Genomic DNA, 19,374 nt, shown 5'->3' on the forward strand with positions numbered 1-19,374 from the left:
TGCTTGGTCGCCGCGGCGTGCTGGATGCCGTCGGAGAAGGCGGTGAGCTGGCGCGGCTACTTGGTTGTGCCGTTTAGCCGCCGCTGCGCGGCGCGGTGATGTCGGCGGCTCCGGCGACCCGGCGCCAGCCGACCTGAGTACCGTCGTCGTGCCGTCCCACCTCCTAGATGGGACGGCACGCCCAATACCGACCTCACCCTCAGCGGCACGTCTCCCAGCCCTTGCCAGGAACGACTCACCGGCGACAGCCCTCATCCTCACCGAGCCCTCCACTGAGACGGCCCAGCGGCGATGGCCCTGGTCCCTGGGACGGCGTGGCGGTACCCGGCCTCGCTTGGGGTGGTGTGTGGTGCCGCGGTGGCGGGGTGAGGGGTCGTGGTCGATTCCACGTTGGGGGCGCGGGGGCCGTACCGTAGTGCGCCGTGTCCCCCACCTCCGAGAACGCACCCGCCAGTCTCGACGACGTCCTGGTCGGCGAGGCCGTGCTGGGCGTGTACCGGCAGATGTTCGCCGCGCTGGCCCGCGACAGCGGTGCCGTGGTCGACGACCCGGAGCTGGTGGACGTCGCCGAGACGCTGCTCGCCGCCTTCGCCGACGCGGGCGAGGACGGGCTGAGCCGTGAGCAGATGCGGTACGTGTGCCGCCGCTACCCGGCCGAGGTGTTCGAGAACCGGCTGCGGGTGCTGAAGGGGCTCGGCGCCGTCCGCGAGGTGTTCCCCAAGCCGAACCAGCTGCGCTACCGGGCGTCGTTCACCAGCGTGGTCGGGTTGATGTTCGTCCGCCGGATGATGCTGGACGGCGGCCAGAGCGAGATGCACCGGCTGCTCGCGCTGGAGCAGCTCAACGTGGCCGACCCGCGCATGACGCCCGAGCAGGCCCGGGACGGCGCGGACGGTCTCGCCCGCGCGTTCCGGCTGTGGAGCGTCGAGCTGGTCACGCTGACGAACGGGACCATCGAGGAACTCCGCGAGCAGGCGCCGAAGCTGTGGGGCACCGAGGAGATCCTGCTGCGCGCCGAACGGCTGCACGGCGCGATCCTGCGCCGCTGGCCGCAGCTCGACCGCACCTGCACCGACCTGCGCGCCGCGATCTACGCCTACGGCGACGCGTCCAGGCGGGCCGCGGCGCGGCTGTCGGACTCGGCGGGCACCACCCGGAACCTGACCCTCCTGCCGCCGGAGACCTGGCGGACCTTCACCCGGACCGCGTCCCGCGAGGACCTCGCCGCCGTGCTGGACGGGTTCGTCTTCGACGCGGCGGCGCCCTGGCACGAGCCGTCCGCGGTGGTCACCGCCGTGGAGGACGGCCCGCGCGCCACGCCGCCCCGCCCGGCCCCGCCGCGCCCGTCCGTGCCCGACCCCGGCCTGTCGGGCGACACCGGCTCGGACACGGCGGCGGTCGAACGGCTCCGCGGCATCGCCGAGCAGATCCTCCGCGGCGCGGACCGGGTCGCGGTCGAGGACGTTCTCGCCCAGGACTGGACGACCGCCCGCCGCGTGCTGGCCGACCTGTCGTCTGTGCATCTGCACCCGGAGCTCCCCTATCGCCTCACGTGGTCGGACGGCCTGACCGTGCGCCCCGAGGGCACCCCGACGTGGGTGTCGCCGGGCTGGTTCGAGAGGACGGGCGCGTGACCGTCGACCCGCACGTGCTGGCCCGCGCACGCGCACGCGTGTTGGGCGGGCCGTCCGTCTCCGCGTCCGATCCCGTCCCGCCGGGCCTGGCGGCGGCCACGGACGGCACCCGCGTCTGGCTGCTGCCCGAATGGCCGGACGGTGCGACGCCCGCGCTGCTGGAGGAGTACGAGACCGCGCCCATGCCCCTGGACCGTGCGGGCCAGGCCCGCCGCGTCCTCGCCGCCGCCCTGCGCTGCTGCTGGACGCGTCTGGACGACGCCCCCTGGCCGGGATCTGCGTCCACCGTCGCGGACGTCCTGGAGGTCTACGCGAACATGTCGCGCGGCGATTCGGACCTGGCGCGCCGCTGGGCCACCGGGGAACTCCGCCGCCTGTCCGACACCGGCTGGCTGCTCCTGGACGAGGCCGAAGGCACGGTCCGCCCCGGCCCCCGCGTCGCCCTCTGGCCGGAAGGATCGCTGGCGTCCCTGCGGGACCTTCTCCACCGCCTCCCCGAGCCCCCGCGCCCGGACCCCGCACCGGCCGAACCGAGCGAACCTGTCCCGTCATCGCTGCCTCCCGCAGATCCCGGCTCCGACGTCGAGAGCAACTCTGCCGAGGCGGCCGGGGACCCCGCCGCCGATTCCGAACCTGTGGATAACTCACCCGACCCGTCTCGGGAGGGGCCCGGTGAGTGAGCTGTTCGAGCCGCTGCTGCGGTCCTATGACGAGCGGCGGCGGGCGGAGCTCGTCGCGGCCTACATGGCGGTGGAGCACGCGGCCGAGCCGGTCTCGGAGGTGCGGTTCGCGGCCCTGCGGGAGCCGGCGCTGCGCAGGACGGTCGAGGCGATGCTCGCGCTCAACGGGCGGACCCTCGTCCGGTCGGAGCGGAAGCACTGGATCTCCGGATACCGGGACGACGTCGCGGCGGAGCTGGCGAAGGAACCCGGGTGCGTGCCGCCGGCGCGGGAGCGGGCCGTGCTGACGCTGGTGCTGATCCACTCGGTGGCGATCCCGAGGGCGGCGGGGCTGCTCGCGGACGACTCGTGGCTGTCGCCGCACCCGACACCGGTGGACGAGCTGCGCCGCCGCACCCAGCTGCCCGTCGGGGAGCTGGAGGCGTCGCTGCGGCGGCTGCGGCTGGCCGGGCTCGTGTCGCAGGTCAAGGCGGGCGCGGACGACGCCGGGGGCTTCGTCCCCGGGCCGCAGTTCCACCGGCTGACCGATGCCGCCCGGAGGCGGCTGCAAGAGGAGCTGATCCTGGCCGCCGGGCCGGACTCGCCGCTCGCCGCGGCGATCCGGGCACGGCGCAGGGGCCGGGAGCGCGAGCAGGGGGAGAACACGTGACGGCCGTCCTCGAACCGATGGTGACCGCGCGCGACACCGAGAACGTCGTCGGCGACCGGACGCTGGTGGCCGTGCAGGCGGTGAACATCTCGCGGCTGTCGACGCATCCGGTGCCGACCGTCCCCGGCACGCTCATCGTGGTGGCCGGGCAGGGTCCGAAGGACTCCAACGGCGCGGGCAAGTCGTCGTTCATCGCGGCCATCACCGCGCTGCTGGGCGACGAGCAGTGGCGGTTCGCGTCGGGTGCGCGGGCCGTGGCGGAGCTGCTGTTCAACGCGGAGCTGGCCGCGCAGGGCGACAGCCAGTGGGCGAGCGCCGACCACGGCTACATCGTGGGCGTCTTCGACTACGCCGAGCCGGTGGAGGAGGACGGCGAGACGGCCGTCACCGTCTGGCTCCGGGTGAACGCGGACGCGCCGCATCTGGAGATCCGGTGGCGGCAGGGCGTCTACCTGGCGTCGGCGCCGTCCGAGGCCGATCGGGTGTCGCTCGCCGACCGGCTCTGGGCGAGCCTCCCCCGCAGTGCGGGGCGCCGCGACCTCGTCGCGAAGGATCTGTCCCGCGTCCTGTACGGCGGGCAGGTCAGGTGCGTGTCGTTCCTGTCCACGTCGGTGCGGTCGAAGGTCGCGACGAACCTGCTGTCCCAGCCGCTGAACGAGATCAGCCCCGAGCGGATCTTCAGCGCGATCGCGGCGCTGACCGGGCTGGACCGGGAGCTGGAGGCCGAGCGCACGTCCCGCGCCGAGGAGCACCGGGAGCGCGCCAAGGCGGCGGAGGCCGCCGAGCGGCTCGCCGAGTGGGAGCGCGAGGCGGCGGTGCTGCTCAAGACGTTCGACCGGCGCGACCGGGCCCGCGACGAGGTGGCGGCGGCCCTGCGGCACTGGCGGACGCGGCAGGCCCGCCTGCTGGTGGACGCGGCCGAGGCGGACGCCGCGCACGCCGCCGAGCAGGAGCGGCTGCACCGGGAGGGCGAGGAGCTCGCCGCGGCCGCGAAGGCCGCCGAGCGCGAGATCGACCAGCTGACCGGCGGTGCCCTGGACGAGCAGCTGCAGGAGGCGGGCGCGGTGCTCGCCGAGCTGAAGGGGCAGGCGGCCCAGCTCGGCGCGGACAAGGCCGTCGCCCGCGACCGCCTGGACGAGCTGCGCCGGCGGGTGTCGGCGCTGGAGGACCGCCGGCGGGAGGCGGACGGACGGGACGCCGGGAAAGCGCGCGCCGAGCTGGCCGAGGCCGAGGCCCGCCGGGACGAGGCGCAGCAGGAGTACGGGATGGCCAGGGGCGCCGTCGCGCGGGCGGAGCGGTCCCTGGCCGAGGCGGAGGCGGGCGAGAGCAGCGCCCCCGCGCAGATCCGCGCCCTGGCGGCCGAGGGGATCGCCGCGGTCGGCCTGCTGGACGCCGTGGAGCTCACCGAGGACGTCCGGGAGCGCTGGGAGGCCGCGCTCTGGCCGTACCGGGAGGCCGTCGTCGTCGGGACGGACGATCTCGACGCCGCGGTCGCCGCGCTCAAGGACCTGCCCGGATCGATGATCGTCCCGGCGGACGGCGACGGCGGCCTTCCCGAGGGCGTCGGGTGCGAGCGGCCGCTCGGCCGGTTCTTCGGCGCCCTCGGCGGCGACGGCGCGGGCGTCGTCATCGTCGGCGGCTTCAGGGAGCCCGTCACCGGGCGGGTGGCCCGCGTCCAGGCGGCGAGGGCCGCGGTGGAGGCCGCCCGGGAGGCGCTGGAGAACGCCCGGCGGGCCACGTCCGACACCGCCGCCGAGGTGGCGCTCGCCGCGCGGCGGCTCGCGGGCGCGCAGGCCGCCGCCGAGCTGGACGAGGTCCGCGCGGCGATGACGGAGCTGCGCGAGGGCCTGGAGGAGCTGGCGGGCAGCGAGTCCCGGCTCGGCCCGCGCCTCGGGTCGGCGGAGCAGGCGCTGCGGCGCCTGCAGGCGAAGGCCGACACGCGGGCGCTGGAGACCGACCGGCTGCGCGGGAGGCGGGAGGCGCACGAGCGCGAGCGGGACGCGATCCGCCGCACCTCGTCGGAGCTGGCGGACAAGCGTGCCGCGCTCGGGATCGGCGAGCTGGAGCAGGAGTGGGGCGGGTCCCGCGAGGGCGCCGCCGAATGGCTGTCCGGCCTGGACGACGACGAGGCCACGTGGACGCCCGCCGAGTGGTGGCACACCGCCGAGAAGCACCTGTCGGAGGCGCTGCGCCGCGTCTTCCCGGACGGCACAGCCGACGAGGACATGCCCGAGGAGGTGCGCTTTCTGCTGCGGCAGCGCGCCGAGGGCGAGGGACGCCGCACCGACCGGGAGCAGGCGACGTTCCCCCGGCTGGTCAAGGCGATGGAGGGCTACCTGCGGCAGCAGGAGGACTACGAGAGGCACCAGCGGCGGCAGATCGAGGTGCAGCTGTCGGCCCGCCGCGCGGACCTGGAGAAGGCGCAGAAGGGCGCGACGGAGGCGGCGGGCGCCGCGGAGGCGCACCGGACGGCGCTGACGGCCGCGATCCGCAGCCGGCTGCAGCGCGTGTCGGAGGAGTTCGAGAAGCTGGACGTGACGTACGGCGGCTACGGCGCGACGCTGGAGTTCCCCACACCGGAGCAGCCGGGCGATCCGGAGCAGGAGTGGCGCTGGCGCGTCACGCCGAAGTGGCGGCGCTCGGACGGACAGCGCTACGTCCCGTACAACCGGCGCGCGAACACGGCGCTCATGGACGAGAAGGCGGTCAAGCTGGTGTGCGCGGCGGCGCTCGCCAGCTCCGGCGGGGGGCGGCTCTGCCTCGTCCTGGACGAGCTGGGCCGCAACCTCGGCAAGGAGCACCGCAAGGAGGCCGTCGCGCTGTTCCGCAAGATCGGCGAGACGCACGGCATCACCGTCATCGGCGCCCTGCAGGACGACATGGAGCCGTACGCGATCGACGCGTGCGGCCAGTACGTGAAGCTGCGCCGCTCGTCCGACACGATGCCGTACAACGAGCCGCCGGTCGTGGTCGGCTACGACGAGCACGAGGCCCGCGTCCGCAAGCTCGCCGAGCAGGTCACGGCCGCGCGCCCGGAGCCCGCCCCCGGCAAACCGGATGAAAGCGGATCCTGATTCCGGCAGGATGCCCGCCATGCGCGCGGATGATCTGCTGACCGAGATCGAGCCGCTGGCGTTCAGGGACCGCTGCCGACGGCTGGCGGACCTGCGGCGCCACGCCGGCGACCCGGCCCTGGCCGCCCTGCTGGACGAGCTGGGCGGGCGCGGCCACTACGAGCGGTCGGTGGCGCTGTTCGTCGCCTCCGCCGTCCGCGACGAGGCGTCGGTGGCGCACCTCGCGGGCGCCATCGGCGATCCGGACACCGAGCTGGCCTGCCGGGCGATCACGCTCGCCGTCCGGTACGGCGCGGCTCCGCGGCCGTTCCTCGACGGGCTGGACGACGCCCCCGAAGGGGTCCGCAGGGCGCTGTACGACGCCGTCCGCAGGTGGCGGCCCGCCGGGCTCGCCGACGCGCTCATCGGCAGGGTCGCGGAGCGGTGGGGCGACCAGGAGGCGGCGGCACTGCTGTCCGCCTGCGCACCGGAGACCGTCGCCGGGAGGATCGACGCGCTCGCCCACGCCGTCGGGAACTGGGCGTCGCTCGGGCACGCCCACCCGCGGGCCGTCCTCGACCACGCGGAGCGCGCCCTGGCCGCGCTGCCCGACGGCATGTGGAGCACCTGGTGGTTCCGGCACGAGCCCGGTGTCGCGGCGGCGGTGCGCCACGATCCCGGCCGGGTCGTCGGGCTGCTGGAGCGCCACTGCGCGGCCGCCTCCCTCCCGCACGGGCTGTACCCCGCCGCCGGGGCGCTGATGGACGCCGAGCCTGAGCGCATGCTCCGCCTCCTGCTCGCCGAGGCGCACCGGGCCGACCTGCGCGCCCTGCTGAACCGCAGGTCCTTCCGCGACCGGCTGGCGAGGTTCGGCGACGGCGACCTGACCGCCGTCGCGCGCGCCGTCCGCGAGGACGACCACGCGCTGTGCCTGCTGCTGAAGGCGTTCCCGCCGGGCCGCCGCGCGGCGGTGTTCGACGCGGCGATGCGCGGCGTCGACCTGGGCACCGCCGAGCTCGGGGAGCCGCTGCTGGACGTCCTGCCGCGCGAGGTCCGGACGCGCGAGGCCCGCCGGATGCTCGGGCTGCGCAGGGTCGCCGCCTCCCCCGAACGCGTGCGGAGCGTGACGGCGTTCCTGCCCTTCGAGGAGGCGCGGCCCGTCCTGGAGGAGCTGACCCGCAGGCCGGACGCCGACGAGCGCGCCACCGGGTACGCGCTCCTGATCCGGTGCGCCGGGCGCGAGCGCACGCCCGCCGCGCTGGCCGCGGCGCTGGAGTCGTCCGGGCGGCTCCGCAACGAGCAGGACCCCGTCCGCCTGAGCGCGCTGGACGCGCTGGCGTCCGTCCCGGAGGGCCTGCTGCGCGCCGAGCACGGCGCGGCGATCGCACGGCTCGCCGAGGACGCGCTCGGCGCCCGCGACTCCTCCACCATGACCCGCTACGAGCTGGCCCGGCTCGCCTCCGCCCTCTGCCGCCAGGGCGCCGTCCGCGACGACGCCGCCCTGCTGGAGTCGGGGCTGGAGTTGATCGAGCGGCTGGCCGGCGGCACCGGGACGGTCCACCTCGGCCGGCTCGACCGCGCGCTGCGGCGCGGGCGGGAGCACCGGCTGGCCGAGCTGCTGGCGCCCCGCCTGGCGGCGGCGGCGCGCCGCGACGACCACCGGCTCGCGCTGATGCTCGTCCGGGCCCTCGGCCGCCGCGCCCACCGCGTCCCGATCCTGCAGGACGGCCTGGAGGCGGCCCTGGACGCCCGCGAGGACGCCGTGATCCGCGAGGCGATCAGGCTGTGGCTCGCCCCGCCCGGGACCCGCGCCGAGCGGGTCGGCCGGGTCGTGGCCCGGGATCCGTCGGCGGTCGCCGTCCCCGCGGTCCTCGCCGCCGTCGCCCGCGAGCGCACCGACCTGCTCCACCTCGTCCTGACCCGCGACACCCCGCCCGGACGGTTCCACCGCGCCGACGTCGTGTACGTGCCGCGGATGCGCCGGTCCTGGATGCGCCGCTGGACGGCCCGGCAGCGCGACGCCTACCTGGACCTCCTGGAACGGGCCGCGGCGGACGAGGAGGCGCCGAGCACCCAGCGGGGCGGTGCCGTGTCCACCATGGCGGAGGTCCCCGGCATCGACGCGGCCCGGCTCCGCCCCCATCTCGCCTCCGGCGATCCCCACCTGCGCAGGAGGGCGCTCACCGCGCTCCCGTGGACCGCCTCCCCGCAGGACGTCCTGCCGGACCTGCTCGCCCACGCGGGCTCCGACGACGCGCACGTCGCCGTCTACGCGGCGGCCCGCGCGGCGCGGTTCGTCCCGCCGTCGGCACTGGCCGCGGCGCTCGGCCCCGTCCTGCGCGACGGCAAGATCACCGCCAGGAAGGAGGCCGTGCGGATCCTGCTGGACAACCGGGTCCCGGACGCCCTGGCGATCATCGCGGCGGCCTGGGACGACCCGGGCCAGCACCGTGACGTGCGCGCCGCGATCGCCTCGGCCGTCCGCGCCCGGCTGGACGACCCGGTCGCCCGCCGCATCCTGGCCGAGGCGGCGGAGGGTCCGCGCGACCTGGCCCGGCAGGTGCTCGGCACGCCGCCCGCGCTCGTGGAGGAGCGGTTCCGGGGCGACTACGCCGCGCTGGTGATGCGCGTGGTGCGCTCCCCCGATCCGGAGGCCCGCGACGCGGCGCTGTCCAGCGTGCCCCTCTGGGCGCGCTGGGCACCGGACGCGCCCGCGCTCCTGGCGCGCCTCGCCGGCGATCTCGGCGAGACGAGCGCGTGGCGGCCGGCGCTGTACGCCCTCGTCCGCTGCGTCACCATGGGGACCGGCGCCGCCGAACTCGGCGCCGCCGTCGCCGCCCTGGCCGCCGGGCCGGACGAGCCCGACGCCGGCCCGGAACGCGACCTCCCCGCGTCCCAGCGGCTGACCGCGCTGCTCGGGACCGTCCGGGAGTTCACCGCCCGCAACCGGGCGCTCGGTGAACGCGCCGTCCGGGCGGTGGAGGACCGGCTGCCCGAGCCGCTGGCGAGCGAACTCGCGGCGGCGACCCTCCGCTGGGACGATCCCGGAGCGGCGGACGCCGTCGACGCCCTGGCCGACCGGTGCCGGGGCGGCGGCGTCCTGAGGGCGCGGCTCGTCGCGGAGGCGCTCGCCGCCGGCCCGTCCCCGGCCGCGCTGTGGACGGCCCCCGACCCGGCGGACGTGCGCCCGCACGCCGCCCGGCTCGCGGCGCGCGGCGACCTCGCCGGCGGCCTGTTCGCCTGCGCCCTCACCGCCGCGCACGCCCCGCGGGCGGGGTGGCCCGAGGAGTGGCGCGCCCTGCTGCGCGCCCTCCGCGCCCACGCCGACCAGGACGTCGTGTTCACGGCCCGCGGGATGCTCACCGCGGGCGAGTGACCGTCAGGCCGGGATCCGCGCGTCGAGGGCCCGCCGGTCGAGGGTGAACCGGCTCTGGAACGCGATGGCGACGGCCATCAGGGCGGCGGGGATGAGCGTGACGCCGATGAGCAGCGCCAGCAGCGCGGAGTCCGACTGGGCGATGCTGCGGCCCTCGGTGGTGGACACGAAACCGCCTACGGCGAGGGCGGCGGAGTACACGTACGGGCCGATGGCCGTGCCGGTCGCGTCCGTCGCGGTCCACACGCCGGTGTAGGCGCCCGCGCGGGCCGTCCCGCGCTCCTCGGCGGCGGCGACCACGTCGGGGATCAGCGAGAAGGCGAAGAGCTGGAGGCCGCCGAAGGCGGTGCCCAGCACGGCGATCACCGCGACGGTCGGGAGCACTCCCATCGCCTGGCCGGGCCACAGGGCGAGCGGCCCCACCACGAACGTGAGCTGGCACAGCAGGAGGGCGCGCTGCTTGCCGGTCCGCCGCGACACCTTCGCCCAGACCGGGCCGGCGATCGCCGCGGGCACCAGGAACGCGCCCATGAACACCGCCGTCAGCCCCTCGTCGTCCATGACGTGCTCGGTGTAGAAGGGCACCGCCGCGAGGAACAGGTGCGCGGTGATGCTCGTGAACAGGTACGACAGGACCAGCGTCCGGAATTCGCGGTCCCGCCAGGCGATCCGGAGGTCGTCGAGGACGGAGTGGGCGTGCCCGTCCGGGATCCGGAATCCGCATCGCTCGGTCAGCCGCCGGACGTACACCAGGGCGACCAGCCCGGTGGCGACCAGCACGCCGGCCAGCAGGACGGCCATCCGGGCGTAGTCGTCGCGCCCGCCCTCGGACACCAGCGCGGGCGCCGCGACACCCGCGCCGAGCAGGCCCACCGTCAGCAGCAGCATCCGGTACATGAACACCCGGGTGCGCTCGTGGTAGCCGATCCGCAGGTCGGACGGCGTCGTCAGGTACGGCACCTGGAAGCACGCGTACAGCATGTTCCCCGCGATGTAGAAGGCGCCGATCCACAGCGCCGCCGACCAGCCCGACACGCCGGACGGGACGGCGAACAGCCCGATCCAGGCGAGCGGGAGGAGCAGCCCCCAGCGCAGCATGCCGCGGCGGTGCCCGGCACGGCGCGCCCGCCGGTCGGACAGCGTCCCGAAGAGCGGGTGGACGACGGCGTCGAGGATCTTCGGCAGCAGCAGGGTGAGACCGGCGAGCGCCGGGGAAACGCCGAGCGTGTGCGTCATGAAGTAGAGGAGCAGCAGCCCCGGGACGGTGACCCACACCCCCATCCCGAGCGACCCGGCCGCGTACCCGGTGAGGTCGCCGACGCGGGGGCGGGCCGCCGCCTCGCCCGCCCGCGCCGACTCGGTCGTGCTCATCGGCGGCCCGCGAGGCTCATGGGCGTACTCCCTGGTTGCGAGGATCCAACCCTAGATCCCTTTCCTGTAAGAGGACATGGGCCCCGGCCCGCGCACCGCCGCCGGGAGTGATCAACCGTCGGTCAGCCCCAGGTGCTCGGCCTCCTCGGCGAGGCGGCCGGCGGCGGCCCGGGAGCCCGCCGCGTCCAGTTCGTGGGCCAGTTCCTCCAGCTCGCCGCCGCCCGCCATCAGGCCGGTCAGCTCCTCGCGGGTGATCTCGTCCTTGGTGTGGTAGCCGATGCTCCGGCCCCGGTTGAGGATCAGGAAGCGGTCGCCGACCGGGTAGGCGTGGTGCGGGTTGTGGGTGATGAACACGACGGCGAGGCCCCGTTCCCGCGCCTGGACGATGTAGCGCAGCACCACCCCGGCCTGCTTGACGCCGAGGGCGGCGGTGGGCTCGTCCAGGACGAGGGCCCTGGCGCCGAAGTAGACGGCGCGGGCGATCGCCACGCACTGCCGCTCGCCGCCCGACAGGGTGCCGATGGGCTGGTTGACGTCGCGCAGGTCGATGCCCATCGCGGCCATCTCGGCGTGGGTGGTGGACCGCATGAACTCCACGTCCAGGCGGCCGAGGCCCTTGCGCTTCTCCGAGCCGAGGAAGAAGTTGCGCCAGACCGGCATCAGCGGGACGACCGCGAGGTCCTGGTAGACGGTCGCGATGCCGAGGTCGAGGGCGTCCCGGGGCGAGCCGAACGCCACCGCCCGGCCCTCGACCTCGTAGGTGCCGGCGTCGTGGCGGTGCAGCCCGGCGACGACCTTGATGAGCGTGGACTTGCCCGCCCCGTTGTCGCCGAGCACGCAGGTGACCTCGCCGGCGGACGCCTCCAGGGTCACGTCCCGCAGCGCGATGACGTTGCCGTAGCTCTTGCCGACGCGGGCCAGCCTGATCAGCGGCGTCCCCGGCACGGGCTCGCTCGCGGGCTTTTCGGGGTCGTCCGCGGGCTTCGCGGGCTTCTTCGCGTCCGTCATGACGACCGCTCCACTCTGCGCCGCACGATCAGGTTGACCACGGTCGCGATCAGCAGCATCGCGCCGAGGAAGAACCGGAACCAGTCGGGGTTCCACTCGGCGTACACGATGCCCTTGTTCGTCATGCCGAAGATGAACGCGCCGATCGCCGCGCCGATCGCCGACCCGTAGCCGCCGGTCAGCAGGCAGCCGCCGATGACCGCGCAGATGATGTACAGGAACTCGTTGCCGACGCCCTCCCCCGACTGGACGGCCGCGAACGCGAACACCAGGTGCATCCCGGAGAACCAGGCGCAGAACGCGACGGCCATGAACAGGCCGATCTTCACGCGGGCGACCGGGACGCCGACCGCGCGGGCGCTGCCGGCGGCGCCGCCCGCCGCGAAGATCCAGTTGCCGGTGCGGGTGCGCAGCAGGATCCAGGTCGCGATGGCGACGAACAGCAGCCACCAGAACACCGTGATCTTCACGTTGACGCCGAGGATGTCGATGTCGGACGCGAAGACCGCGCGGGCGCTGTCGAACCCGTCCATGTCGCGGACTGAGTCGCTGGCGACGTTGCCGGTGAGCGCCTTCGTCACGCCGAGGTTCAGGCCCGCGAGCATGAAGAACGTGGCGAGCGTGATGATGAAGCTCGGCAGCTTCGTCCGGACGTACAGGACCCCGTTCACCATGCCGAGCGCCAGCGTGAGGACGAGCGAGATGACCACGCCCGCCCACACGTTGAGCGTGAGCTGGTAGGCGGTCAGCGCCGCGATCAGCGCCGCGGACGTCACCATCACCCCGGCGGACAGGTCGAACTCGCCGCCGATCATCAGCAGCGACACCCCCACCGCCATGATCCCGAACGTCGAGCTGGCGTACAGGACGGTGGAGAACGAGCTGGTCTGCAGGAACGCGTCCGCGACGACCGAGAAGAAGACGAAGAGCGCGACCGCGCCGAGCAGCGCCCCGAGCTCCGGGCGGCCCAGCAGCCGCCGCAGCGGCGACCGCCGGGCCAGGCGCTCGTCCGGGCCGGCCACCGGCGGCCCGGCCACGGCCTGGGTCATCGCGTCCCCCGGTTGGCGAACGCCTCCAGCTGCGCGGCGTTCTCCTTGGTGACGATCGCGGGACCGGTCAGCACCGGGCGCCCGCCGCCGAGCACGTTGCCGTTGTTCTTCAGCAGCCACAGCTCGTCGACGGCCTCGTAGCCCTGCAGGTAGGGCTGCTGGTCGACGGCGAACTGGATGGCGCCGGAGGTGATCGAGGAGATCAGGTCCTTGTTCAGGTCGAACGTGCCGATCTTGGCCTTGCTGCCGGTCTCCTTCACCGAGTCGACGGCGGTCGCGGCGAACGGCGCGCCGAGCGTCAGGATCCCGTCGATGCTCTTGTCGGCCTGCAGCTTGGCGGTGATGGACGACTTCACCTCCGGCATGTTGGTGCCCTGCACGAAGAGGTTCTGCAGGTCGCCGCCGAACGTCTTCTTCGCGCCGGCGCAGCGGTCCTCCAGGCCGACGTTGCCCTGCTCGTGGATGACGCAGAGCGCCTTCTTCGCGCCGATCTCCGCCAGCTCGGTGCCGGCCGCCTCACCGGCGATCGACTCGTCCTGCCCGAAGTGCGCGATCGCGCCGAGCTTCGCCGACTCCGCCGCGCCGGAGTTGATCGACACGACCGGGATCTTCGCGGCGGTGGCGCGGGCGAGCACGTCCTTCATCGCCTCCGGCTTGGCGAGCGTGACGATGATGCCGTCGACCTTCTGGTCGATGGCGGCCTGGACGAGCTGGGCCTGCTTGCCGCCGTCCGGGTCGGCCGAGTACAGGAACTCGACGTTGTCCTTGGCGGCGGCGGCCTTGGCGCCCTTCTGCACGATGTCCCAGAAGGTGTCGCCGGCGCCCGAGTGCGTGACCATGGCGATCTTCAGCCGCGGACCGGCGCCCTCGGGCGTCTCCTCGGACTTCTTGCCGCCCTCGCTGCTGCAGGCGCTCAGCGCCAGCAGTCCCGCGGCGGCCAGCACCGCGAGGCCCTTGGACGATCCCCGCGCGAAAACGCCTCTCATCGGATGCTCTCCGTTTCTCCCCGAGTGGCCGATCAGAGAAGTGGATCACAGATGGTAGCGGCGTATGCGCCGATCCTGCTCATAGCGGGCACGAGCCTTCCGGGTGGAGTCCAGCGCCGACACCTCCGCGACCGGGACGTCCCACCATGCCGCGCTGCCGGGGGCGGCCGCCAAGGGGTCCGTCTCGACGTGGACGAGCGTGGTCCGGGCGGACTTGCGGGCGGCGGCGAGCGCGTCCCGCAGATCGCCGACGGCGGCCGCGCGGATCACGTCCGCGCCGAGGCTGGCGGCGTTGGCGGCGAGGTCGACGGGAAGCGTGGCGCCGTCCAGGCCGGTCGGGGTGCGGGCGCGGTGGCCGGTGCCGAACCGCTGCACGCCGACCGACTCCGACAGGCCGCCGATCGAGGCGAACCCGTGGTTCTGGACGAGGACGACGACGAGCTTGACGCCCTCGGCGACGGCCGTCGTCAGTTCCTGGGCCATCATCAGGTACGAGCCGTCCCCGACGAGGACGAACACCTCTCGGTCGGGGGCGGCCATCTTCACGCCGAGGCCGCCCGCGATCTCGTAGCCCATGCAGGAGTACCCGTACTCGACGTGGTAGCCCTTCGGGTCGCGCGTCCGCCAGAGCTTGTGCAGGTCCCCTGGCATCGAACCGGCCGCGCAGACCACGACGTCCTGCGGCTCACTGGCATCGTTGACCGCGCCGATGACCTCCGCCTGAGTGAGCAGCTCACGGTTCTGCGGTTCAAATGCGCGGTCGACCGTGGCGTTCCATTCGGCCGTCAGCGTTCTGGCCTCGTCACGGTAGGCCTCGGAGACGCGGTAGCCCGCGAGGGCGGCATCGAGGCCGCGGACGGCTTCCCTGGCGTCGGCAACCACGGCCGTGCCTGCGAGCTTCACCGCGTCGGACCGGGCCACGTTGACGTTGACGAAGCGGACGTCCGGGTTGGCGAACAGACTGTGGGACGCGGTGGTGAAGTCGCTGTAGCGGGTGCCGATCCCGAGCACCACGTCCGCGCGGCGCGCGAGGGCGTTGGCGGCGGTGGTGCCCGTCGCGCCGATGGCGCCGACCGAGCATTCGTGATCCCAGGGCAGCGTGCCCTTGCCCGCCTGCGTCTCCGCCACGGGGATGCCGGTGCGTTCGGCGCACGCGCGGAGGTCGCCGGTCGCGCCCGAGTAGATGGCGCCGCCGCCCGCAACGATGAGCGGGCGTTCCGCGGCGTTCAGGAGGGCGGACGCCTCGTCGAGCGCGGCGGGCTCCGGCACCGGACGGCCTATGCGCCACACCCGGCGGTCGAACAGTTCGTCCGGCCAGTCGTACGCCTCGGCCTGGACGTCCTGCGGGAGCGCCAGGGTGACCGCGCCCGTCTCCGCCGGATCGGTGAGCACCCGCATCGCCGCCAGCAGCGCGCTGGGAAGCTGCTCCGGACGGTTGACGCGGTCCCAGTACTTCGACACCGGCTTGAAGCAGTCGTTGACGGAGACGTCGTAGGAGCGAGCGTCTTCGAGCTCCTGCAGAACCGGGTTGGCGGTACGGGACGCGAAGATGTCGCCGGGCAGCAGCAGAACGGGCAACCGGTTGACGGTCGCGAGCGCCGCCCCGGTCACCATGTTCGTCGCGCCAGGCCCGATGGACGTCGTGCAGGCGAACGTGGACAGCCGGTCGTTCATCCGGGCGTAGCCGGACGCCGTATGCACCATCGCCTGCTCGTTGCGCGCCATGTAGTAGGGGAGGTCGTCGGCGCCCTCCAAGAGGCTCTGTTCCAGGAGGGCCTGCCCGAGACCGGCGACGTTGCCATGACCGAAGATGCCGAAACAGCCTGCGAAGAAGCGCCGCCGCTCCCCGTCCCGCTCGCTGTACTGCGCCGCCAGGAAGCGGATGACCGCCTGTCCCACGGTGAGCCTCATGACCGTCCCTCCGCCGATGTCAGCGGGAGCCGGGGATCGACCGGCTGGTCCGCCCAGGTGTCTCGGACCCACGCGTGCGCCGGGTCGTCGCAGATCCGCCAAGCCCGCTCCGGCGAGGGCCCGGCCATCACGTTCAGGTAGTACAGGTCGTGCCCCGGCGGGGCCATCGACGGGCCGTGCCAGCCGTGCGGGATCAGGACGGCGTCACCGCCGCGAACCTCCGCCAGCACGTCGATCGGGCGTCCCGGAGAACCGTAGACCCGCTGGTAGGCCATGCCGTCCCGGGCGACCTCGAAGTAGTAGATCTCCTCCAGCACGGCCTCGTCCGGCGTCTCCTCGTCGTGCTTGTGCGGGGGGAACGACGACCAGCAGCCGCCCGGCGTCAGCACCTCGCACGCGATCAGCTTCTCGGCGAACGGGAACCCCTCCGGCGTCCCGAAGTTGTTGACCTGGCGGCTCGCCGCGCCCGCGCCCCGCAGTTCCACCGGAACGTCCTCGGCGGGCCCGTAGCGGGGCCCGCGCCGGCTCTCGCAGCGGGCGCCCGCCAGCGCGAACCGCCCGCGGCCCTGGAGCGTCACCCGCGCGTCGCGCGGCACGTACGCGAAGTCGGTGACCCGGCTGAAGACGTCGTCCCGCCCCCGCAGCTCGAACCGCTCGCCCTCGCAGTCGACCGCGCACGACCCGGCCAGCGGCAGGACGATCGTCTCGAAGGCGCCCGTGGCGAACTCGTGCGCACCGCCGTCCGGCAGGTCGAGGACGCGCAGCGACGAGTACGTCCATCCGGCCGACTCCGGCGTGACGACCAGGCCGTACGGCTCCCCGGCGGCCGTTCCGGCGGGCAGGTGGTACTTCATCGGCCCTCCTCCAGAAGCCGGTCGACCTCGTCCTCGCCGGGCATCGCGTCGGAGCAGGCGATGCGGGACGCGACGATCGCCCCGGCGGCGCCCGCGAAGTCGACGAGCCGCCGCAGCCCCCATCCGGCGAGCAGGCCGTGGCAGAGCGCGCCGCCGAACGCGTCGCCGGCACCGAGCCCGTTGACGACGTCGACCTTGACCGGCGGCACCTCGACCACCTCGTCCGCCGTCGCGGCGAGGACCCCCTCCGGCCCCCTCTTCACGATGGCGAGCTCCGGGCCGCGGGCGAGGATCGCGCGGGCGGCGGCACGCGGCTCCCGCTCCCCCACGGCGACCTCGCACTCGTCCAGGTTGCCCACCGCCACCGAGGCCCGTTCCAGCGCGAGACCGGCCCAGTGCGGCGCCTCGCTCGGGTCGTGCCAGAGCATCGGCCTGTAGTCCAGATCGATGACGGTCCGGCCAGGATGCTCGGCCAGCGCGGTCAGGGTCGCCTCGCGGCTGGGCTCCTGGGAGAGACCCGTGACCGTCGCCCAGACGATGCGCGCCGCACGGATCGCGTCCAGATCCAGCTCGTCCGGACGGATCTCCAGATCGGGCGCCTTGGGATAGCGGTAGAAGTACAGCGGGAAGTCGTCCGGCGGGAAGATCTCGCAGAACGCCAGTGGCGTCGGAAGGCCCGGCACGGCCGTGACGAACCGGTCGTCCACGCCGTAACCCTGGAGCGTCTTGTGGACGAACCGTCCGAACGGGTCGTCTCCGGTACGGGTGATGACCGCGGCGCGGCGCCCGTACTTGGCCGCGGCCACGGCGACGTTGGTCGGGCTGCCTCCGAGGTACTTCCCGAACGACTCGACGTCCTCCAGCGGAACGCCCACCTGGTCCGGGTAGACGTCGACGCTGACCCGTCCCATCGTGATGAGGTCGAACGTCATCGGGCCACCCCGGCGAGGAAGTCCAGGCTCCGGCGTACGTCGTCGAACGGGCCGCCGCCCTCCGCGGGCTCCTCGGCCAGAACGGTGTCCTGTTCCATCACCCACCAGCCTTCGTAACCGGCGCCCTCCAGAGTGCGGATGATGGCGGGAATGTCAATGTCGCCGTCCCCGAGCGGCCGGTACAGACCGTCCCGGACCGCGTTCGTGTACGTGACGTCGCCGTCGAGCACCCGCTGGGCGAGCGCCACGTCCACGTCCTTCAGGTGGACGTGCGCTATGCGCGCCGCCGCGAACCGCGCCAGCCACACCGGATCGGTGCCGCCGACCAGCAGATGTCCCGTGTCGAGGCACAGCGGGACGCTGCATCCGCCGAGCACGCGCTCCACCTCCGCACGCTGCTCCACGACCGTCCCGACGTGCGGATGAAGCGTGGCGAGCCGGCCGCGGGCGGCGGCCCGCGCGGTGATCGCGTCCAGGTTGGCCAGCAGGGTCGACCACGCCTTGGTGTCCAGGACGGGACGCTCGTCGTACCCGTCCAGCCCGGTGGCGGCGGCCAGCACGAGCACGCCGTCGACGCCGGCCAGGGCCCGGTCTATCGCCGGCAGGGGGTCGTGCGAGGGATCGTGCAGGACGAGCGGCACGAACGCCCCGACGAGACCCAGCCCGTGGGACGCCAGCAGATCGTCCCGCTCCTGCGCGTCACCCGGAAGGAACCCCTCGGGGCCCAGCTCGGTCGCGGCGAGGCCGGCGTCGCGCATCTCGGCGAGCACCCGTGCGGGCTTCATCTGGTGGCCCCAGCCCGGCACCTCGCACACGCCCCACGAGATCGGCGCGCCCGCGACCTTCATCGCCGCACCTCCTCGGTGCCGACGATCCGCCCTTGGCGCATGGACAGCTCGCACGCCTCGGCCAGGTAGAACGCCTCCAGCGCGTCCTCCGGCGGGCACGGGTTGGCGCGGCGGCCGGCCACGACGTCCACGAAGGCCCGCAGCTCGGCGTCGTAGGCGTCGGAGAACCGGTCCATGAACCCGCTGTAGGCGGGCTCCGGTTCCTCTCCCCGCTCGGGCAGGGCGGTCACGGGCGTGCGGCCGTCCAACCCGGTGACGATGCTGTCCTTGGACCCGAACAGTTCGAGCCGGGCGTCGTACCCGGCGGCGTTGAAGCGGGTGGCCGAGACCTGGCCGAGCGTCCCGTCGTCCAGGACGAGCAGGGCGGAACCGGTGTCGACGTCGCCGTACTCGCGGAAGAAGTCGTCCCCGCGGTTGGCGCCCGCCGCCATCACGCGGACGACCTCGCGTCCCGTCACGAACCGGATGAGGTCCAGGTCGTGGATGACGCAGTCCCGGAACAGCCCGCCGGACGACGGGACGTACCCCGGAGGCGGCGGCGCCGGGTCGAAGCTGCAGGACCGGACGGTGTGCAGCCAGCCGAGCCGCCCGGACGCGAGCGCCTCGCGCGCCGCCGCGTTCCCGACGTCGAACCGGCGCTGGAAGCCGACCTGCACCGGCACGCCCGCGGCGGCCGCGGCTCGCACGATTTGGAACGTTCCATCAAGATCCGACGCGAGCGGCTTCTCGCAGAACACGGGATTTCCGGCGGCCAGGGCCCGCTCCACCAGGCCGGCGTGCGCGTCCGTGGCGGCGGCGACGACCAGCCCGTCCAGGCCGGCGGAGAAGAGCGCCTCGACGCCGTCCAGGGCGGTGGCGCCGCGTCCCGGCGGCAGCCGGCCGGCGAGGTCGCGCGCGCGGCCGGGGTCCGCGTCGGCGATGACCAGCGCGTCCACGTCGGGCAGTTCACACAGGGCGGCGGCGTGGCGCGCACCGATGCGCCCCGCGCCGGCCAGTCCGATCCTCATCGATCCCCTCCCGGTC

General features: G+C 74.3%; 14 protein-coding genes. 5 read left to right on the top strand and 9 right to left on the bottom strand.

The genetic code is table 11. From position 1 onward, the window contains the following. Nucleotides 1-422: 422 nt before the first annotated feature. The 5 genes from K8Z49_RS12115 to K8Z49_RS12135 are packed head-to-tail and all read left to right on the top strand — an operon-like array spanning nt 423 to nt 9,392. Nucleotides 423-1,634: a hypothetical protein gene (locus tag K8Z49_RS12115; RefSeq protein WP_021598093.1), complete on the top strand. Its 1,212-nt coding sequence runs from the start codon at nt 423-425 to the stop codon at nt 1,632-1,634. Further along, a complete protein-coding gene (locus K8Z49_RS12120) occupies nt 1,631-2,314 on the top strand; it encodes a hypothetical protein (protein ID WP_021598094.1) in 684 nt (227 codons plus the stop codon). Before K8Z49_RS12115 ends, K8Z49_RS12120 begins: the two co-directional genes overlap by 4 nt. Beyond that, complete coding sequence (locus K8Z49_RS12125; protein WP_021598095.1) at nt 2,307-2,963, top strand: hypothetical protein; 657 nt, start codon at nt 2,307-2,309, stop codon at nt 2,961-2,963. The genes K8Z49_RS12120 and K8Z49_RS12125 overlap by 8 nt, the downstream gene beginning before the upstream one ends. Next, nucleotides 2,960-6,037, top strand: a complete 3,078-nt coding sequence (locus K8Z49_RS12130) for a chromosome partitioning protein ParA (protein ID WP_412518788.1) — start codon at nt 2,960-2,962, stop codon at nt 6,035-6,037. Before K8Z49_RS12125 ends, K8Z49_RS12130 begins: the two co-directional genes overlap by 4 nt. Nucleotides 6,038-6,056: 19 nt before the next feature. Further along, nucleotides 6,057-9,392: a hypothetical protein gene (locus K8Z49_RS12135; protein ID WP_412518790.1), complete on the top strand. Its 3,336-nt coding sequence runs from the start codon at nt 6,057-6,059 to the stop codon at nt 9,390-9,392. A 3-nt stretch (nt 9,393-9,395) separates the two neighbouring features. On the opposite strand, the gene K8Z49_RS12140 is transcribed toward K8Z49_RS12135, so the two are convergent. From K8Z49_RS12140 to K8Z49_RS12180, 9 genes are all read right to left on the bottom strand, one after another. Further along, a complete protein-coding gene (locus K8Z49_RS12140) occupies nt 9,396-10,763 on the bottom strand; it encodes an MFS transporter (protein ID WP_021596316.1) in 1,368 nt (455 codons plus the stop codon). Nucleotides 10,764-10,874: 111 nt separating this feature from the next. Beyond that, complete coding sequence (locus tag K8Z49_RS12145) at nt 10,875-11,771, bottom strand: ATP-binding cassette domain-containing protein (RefSeq protein WP_021596317.1); 897 nt, start codon at nt 11,769-11,771, stop codon at nt 10,875-10,877. Then, nucleotides 11,768-12,820, bottom strand: a complete 1,053-nt coding sequence (locus K8Z49_RS12150; RefSeq protein WP_412518795.1) for an ABC transporter permease — start codon at nt 12,818-12,820, stop codon at nt 11,768-11,770. Before K8Z49_RS12150 ends, K8Z49_RS12145 begins: the two co-directional genes overlap by 4 nt. Beyond that, nucleotides 12,817-13,806 carry a sugar ABC transporter substrate-binding protein gene (locus K8Z49_RS12155; RefSeq protein WP_021596319.1) on the bottom strand — a complete coding sequence of 330 codons (990 nt, stop codon included), beginning with the start codon at nt 13,804-13,806 and terminating at the stop codon, nt 12,817-12,819. The genes K8Z49_RS12150 and K8Z49_RS12155 overlap by 4 nt, the downstream gene beginning before the upstream one ends. A gap of 45 nt (nt 13,807-13,851) precedes the next feature. Further along, nucleotides 13,852-15,717, bottom strand: coding sequence for a 3D-(3,5/4)-trihydroxycyclohexane-1,2-dione acylhydrolase (decyclizing) (gene iolD / locus K8Z49_RS12160; protein ID WP_412518797.1), 1,866 nt, complete (start codon nt 15,715-15,717; stop codon nt 13,852-13,854). Further along, on the bottom strand, nt 15,714-16,571 hold the full coding sequence (iolB, locus tag K8Z49_RS12165; RefSeq protein ID WP_021596321.1) for a 5-deoxy-glucuronate isomerase: 858 nt from the start codon (nt 16,569-16,571) through the stop codon (nt 15,714-15,716). Before iolB ends, iolD begins: the two co-directional genes overlap by 4 nt. Continuing rightward, complete coding sequence (gene iolC, locus K8Z49_RS12170; RefSeq protein WP_111831181.1) at nt 16,568-17,503, bottom strand: 5-dehydro-2-deoxygluconokinase; 936 nt, start codon at nt 17,501-17,503, stop codon at nt 16,568-16,570. Before iolC ends, iolB begins: the two co-directional genes overlap by 4 nt. Further along, the gene (locus tag K8Z49_RS12175; protein ID WP_111831180.1) at nt 17,500-18,351 is read right to left on the bottom strand and encodes a TIM barrel protein; all 852 of its coding nucleotides are present in this window, start codon (nt 18,349-18,351) and stop codon (nt 17,500-17,502) included. The genes iolC and K8Z49_RS12175 overlap by 4 nt, the downstream gene beginning before the upstream one ends. Continuing rightward, a complete protein-coding gene (locus tag K8Z49_RS12180) occupies nt 18,348-19,358 on the bottom strand; it encodes a Gfo/Idh/MocA family oxidoreductase (protein WP_412518800.1) in 1,011 nt (336 codons plus the stop codon). Before K8Z49_RS12180 ends, K8Z49_RS12175 begins: the two co-directional genes overlap by 4 nt. Nucleotides 19,359-19,374 lie beyond the last annotated feature (16 nt).

It is taken from the genome of Actinomadura madurae (genome assembly GCF_047130825.1).
Lineage (GTDB): Bacteria > Actinomycetota > Actinomycetes > Streptosporangiales > Streptosporangiaceae > Spirillospora > Spirillospora madurae.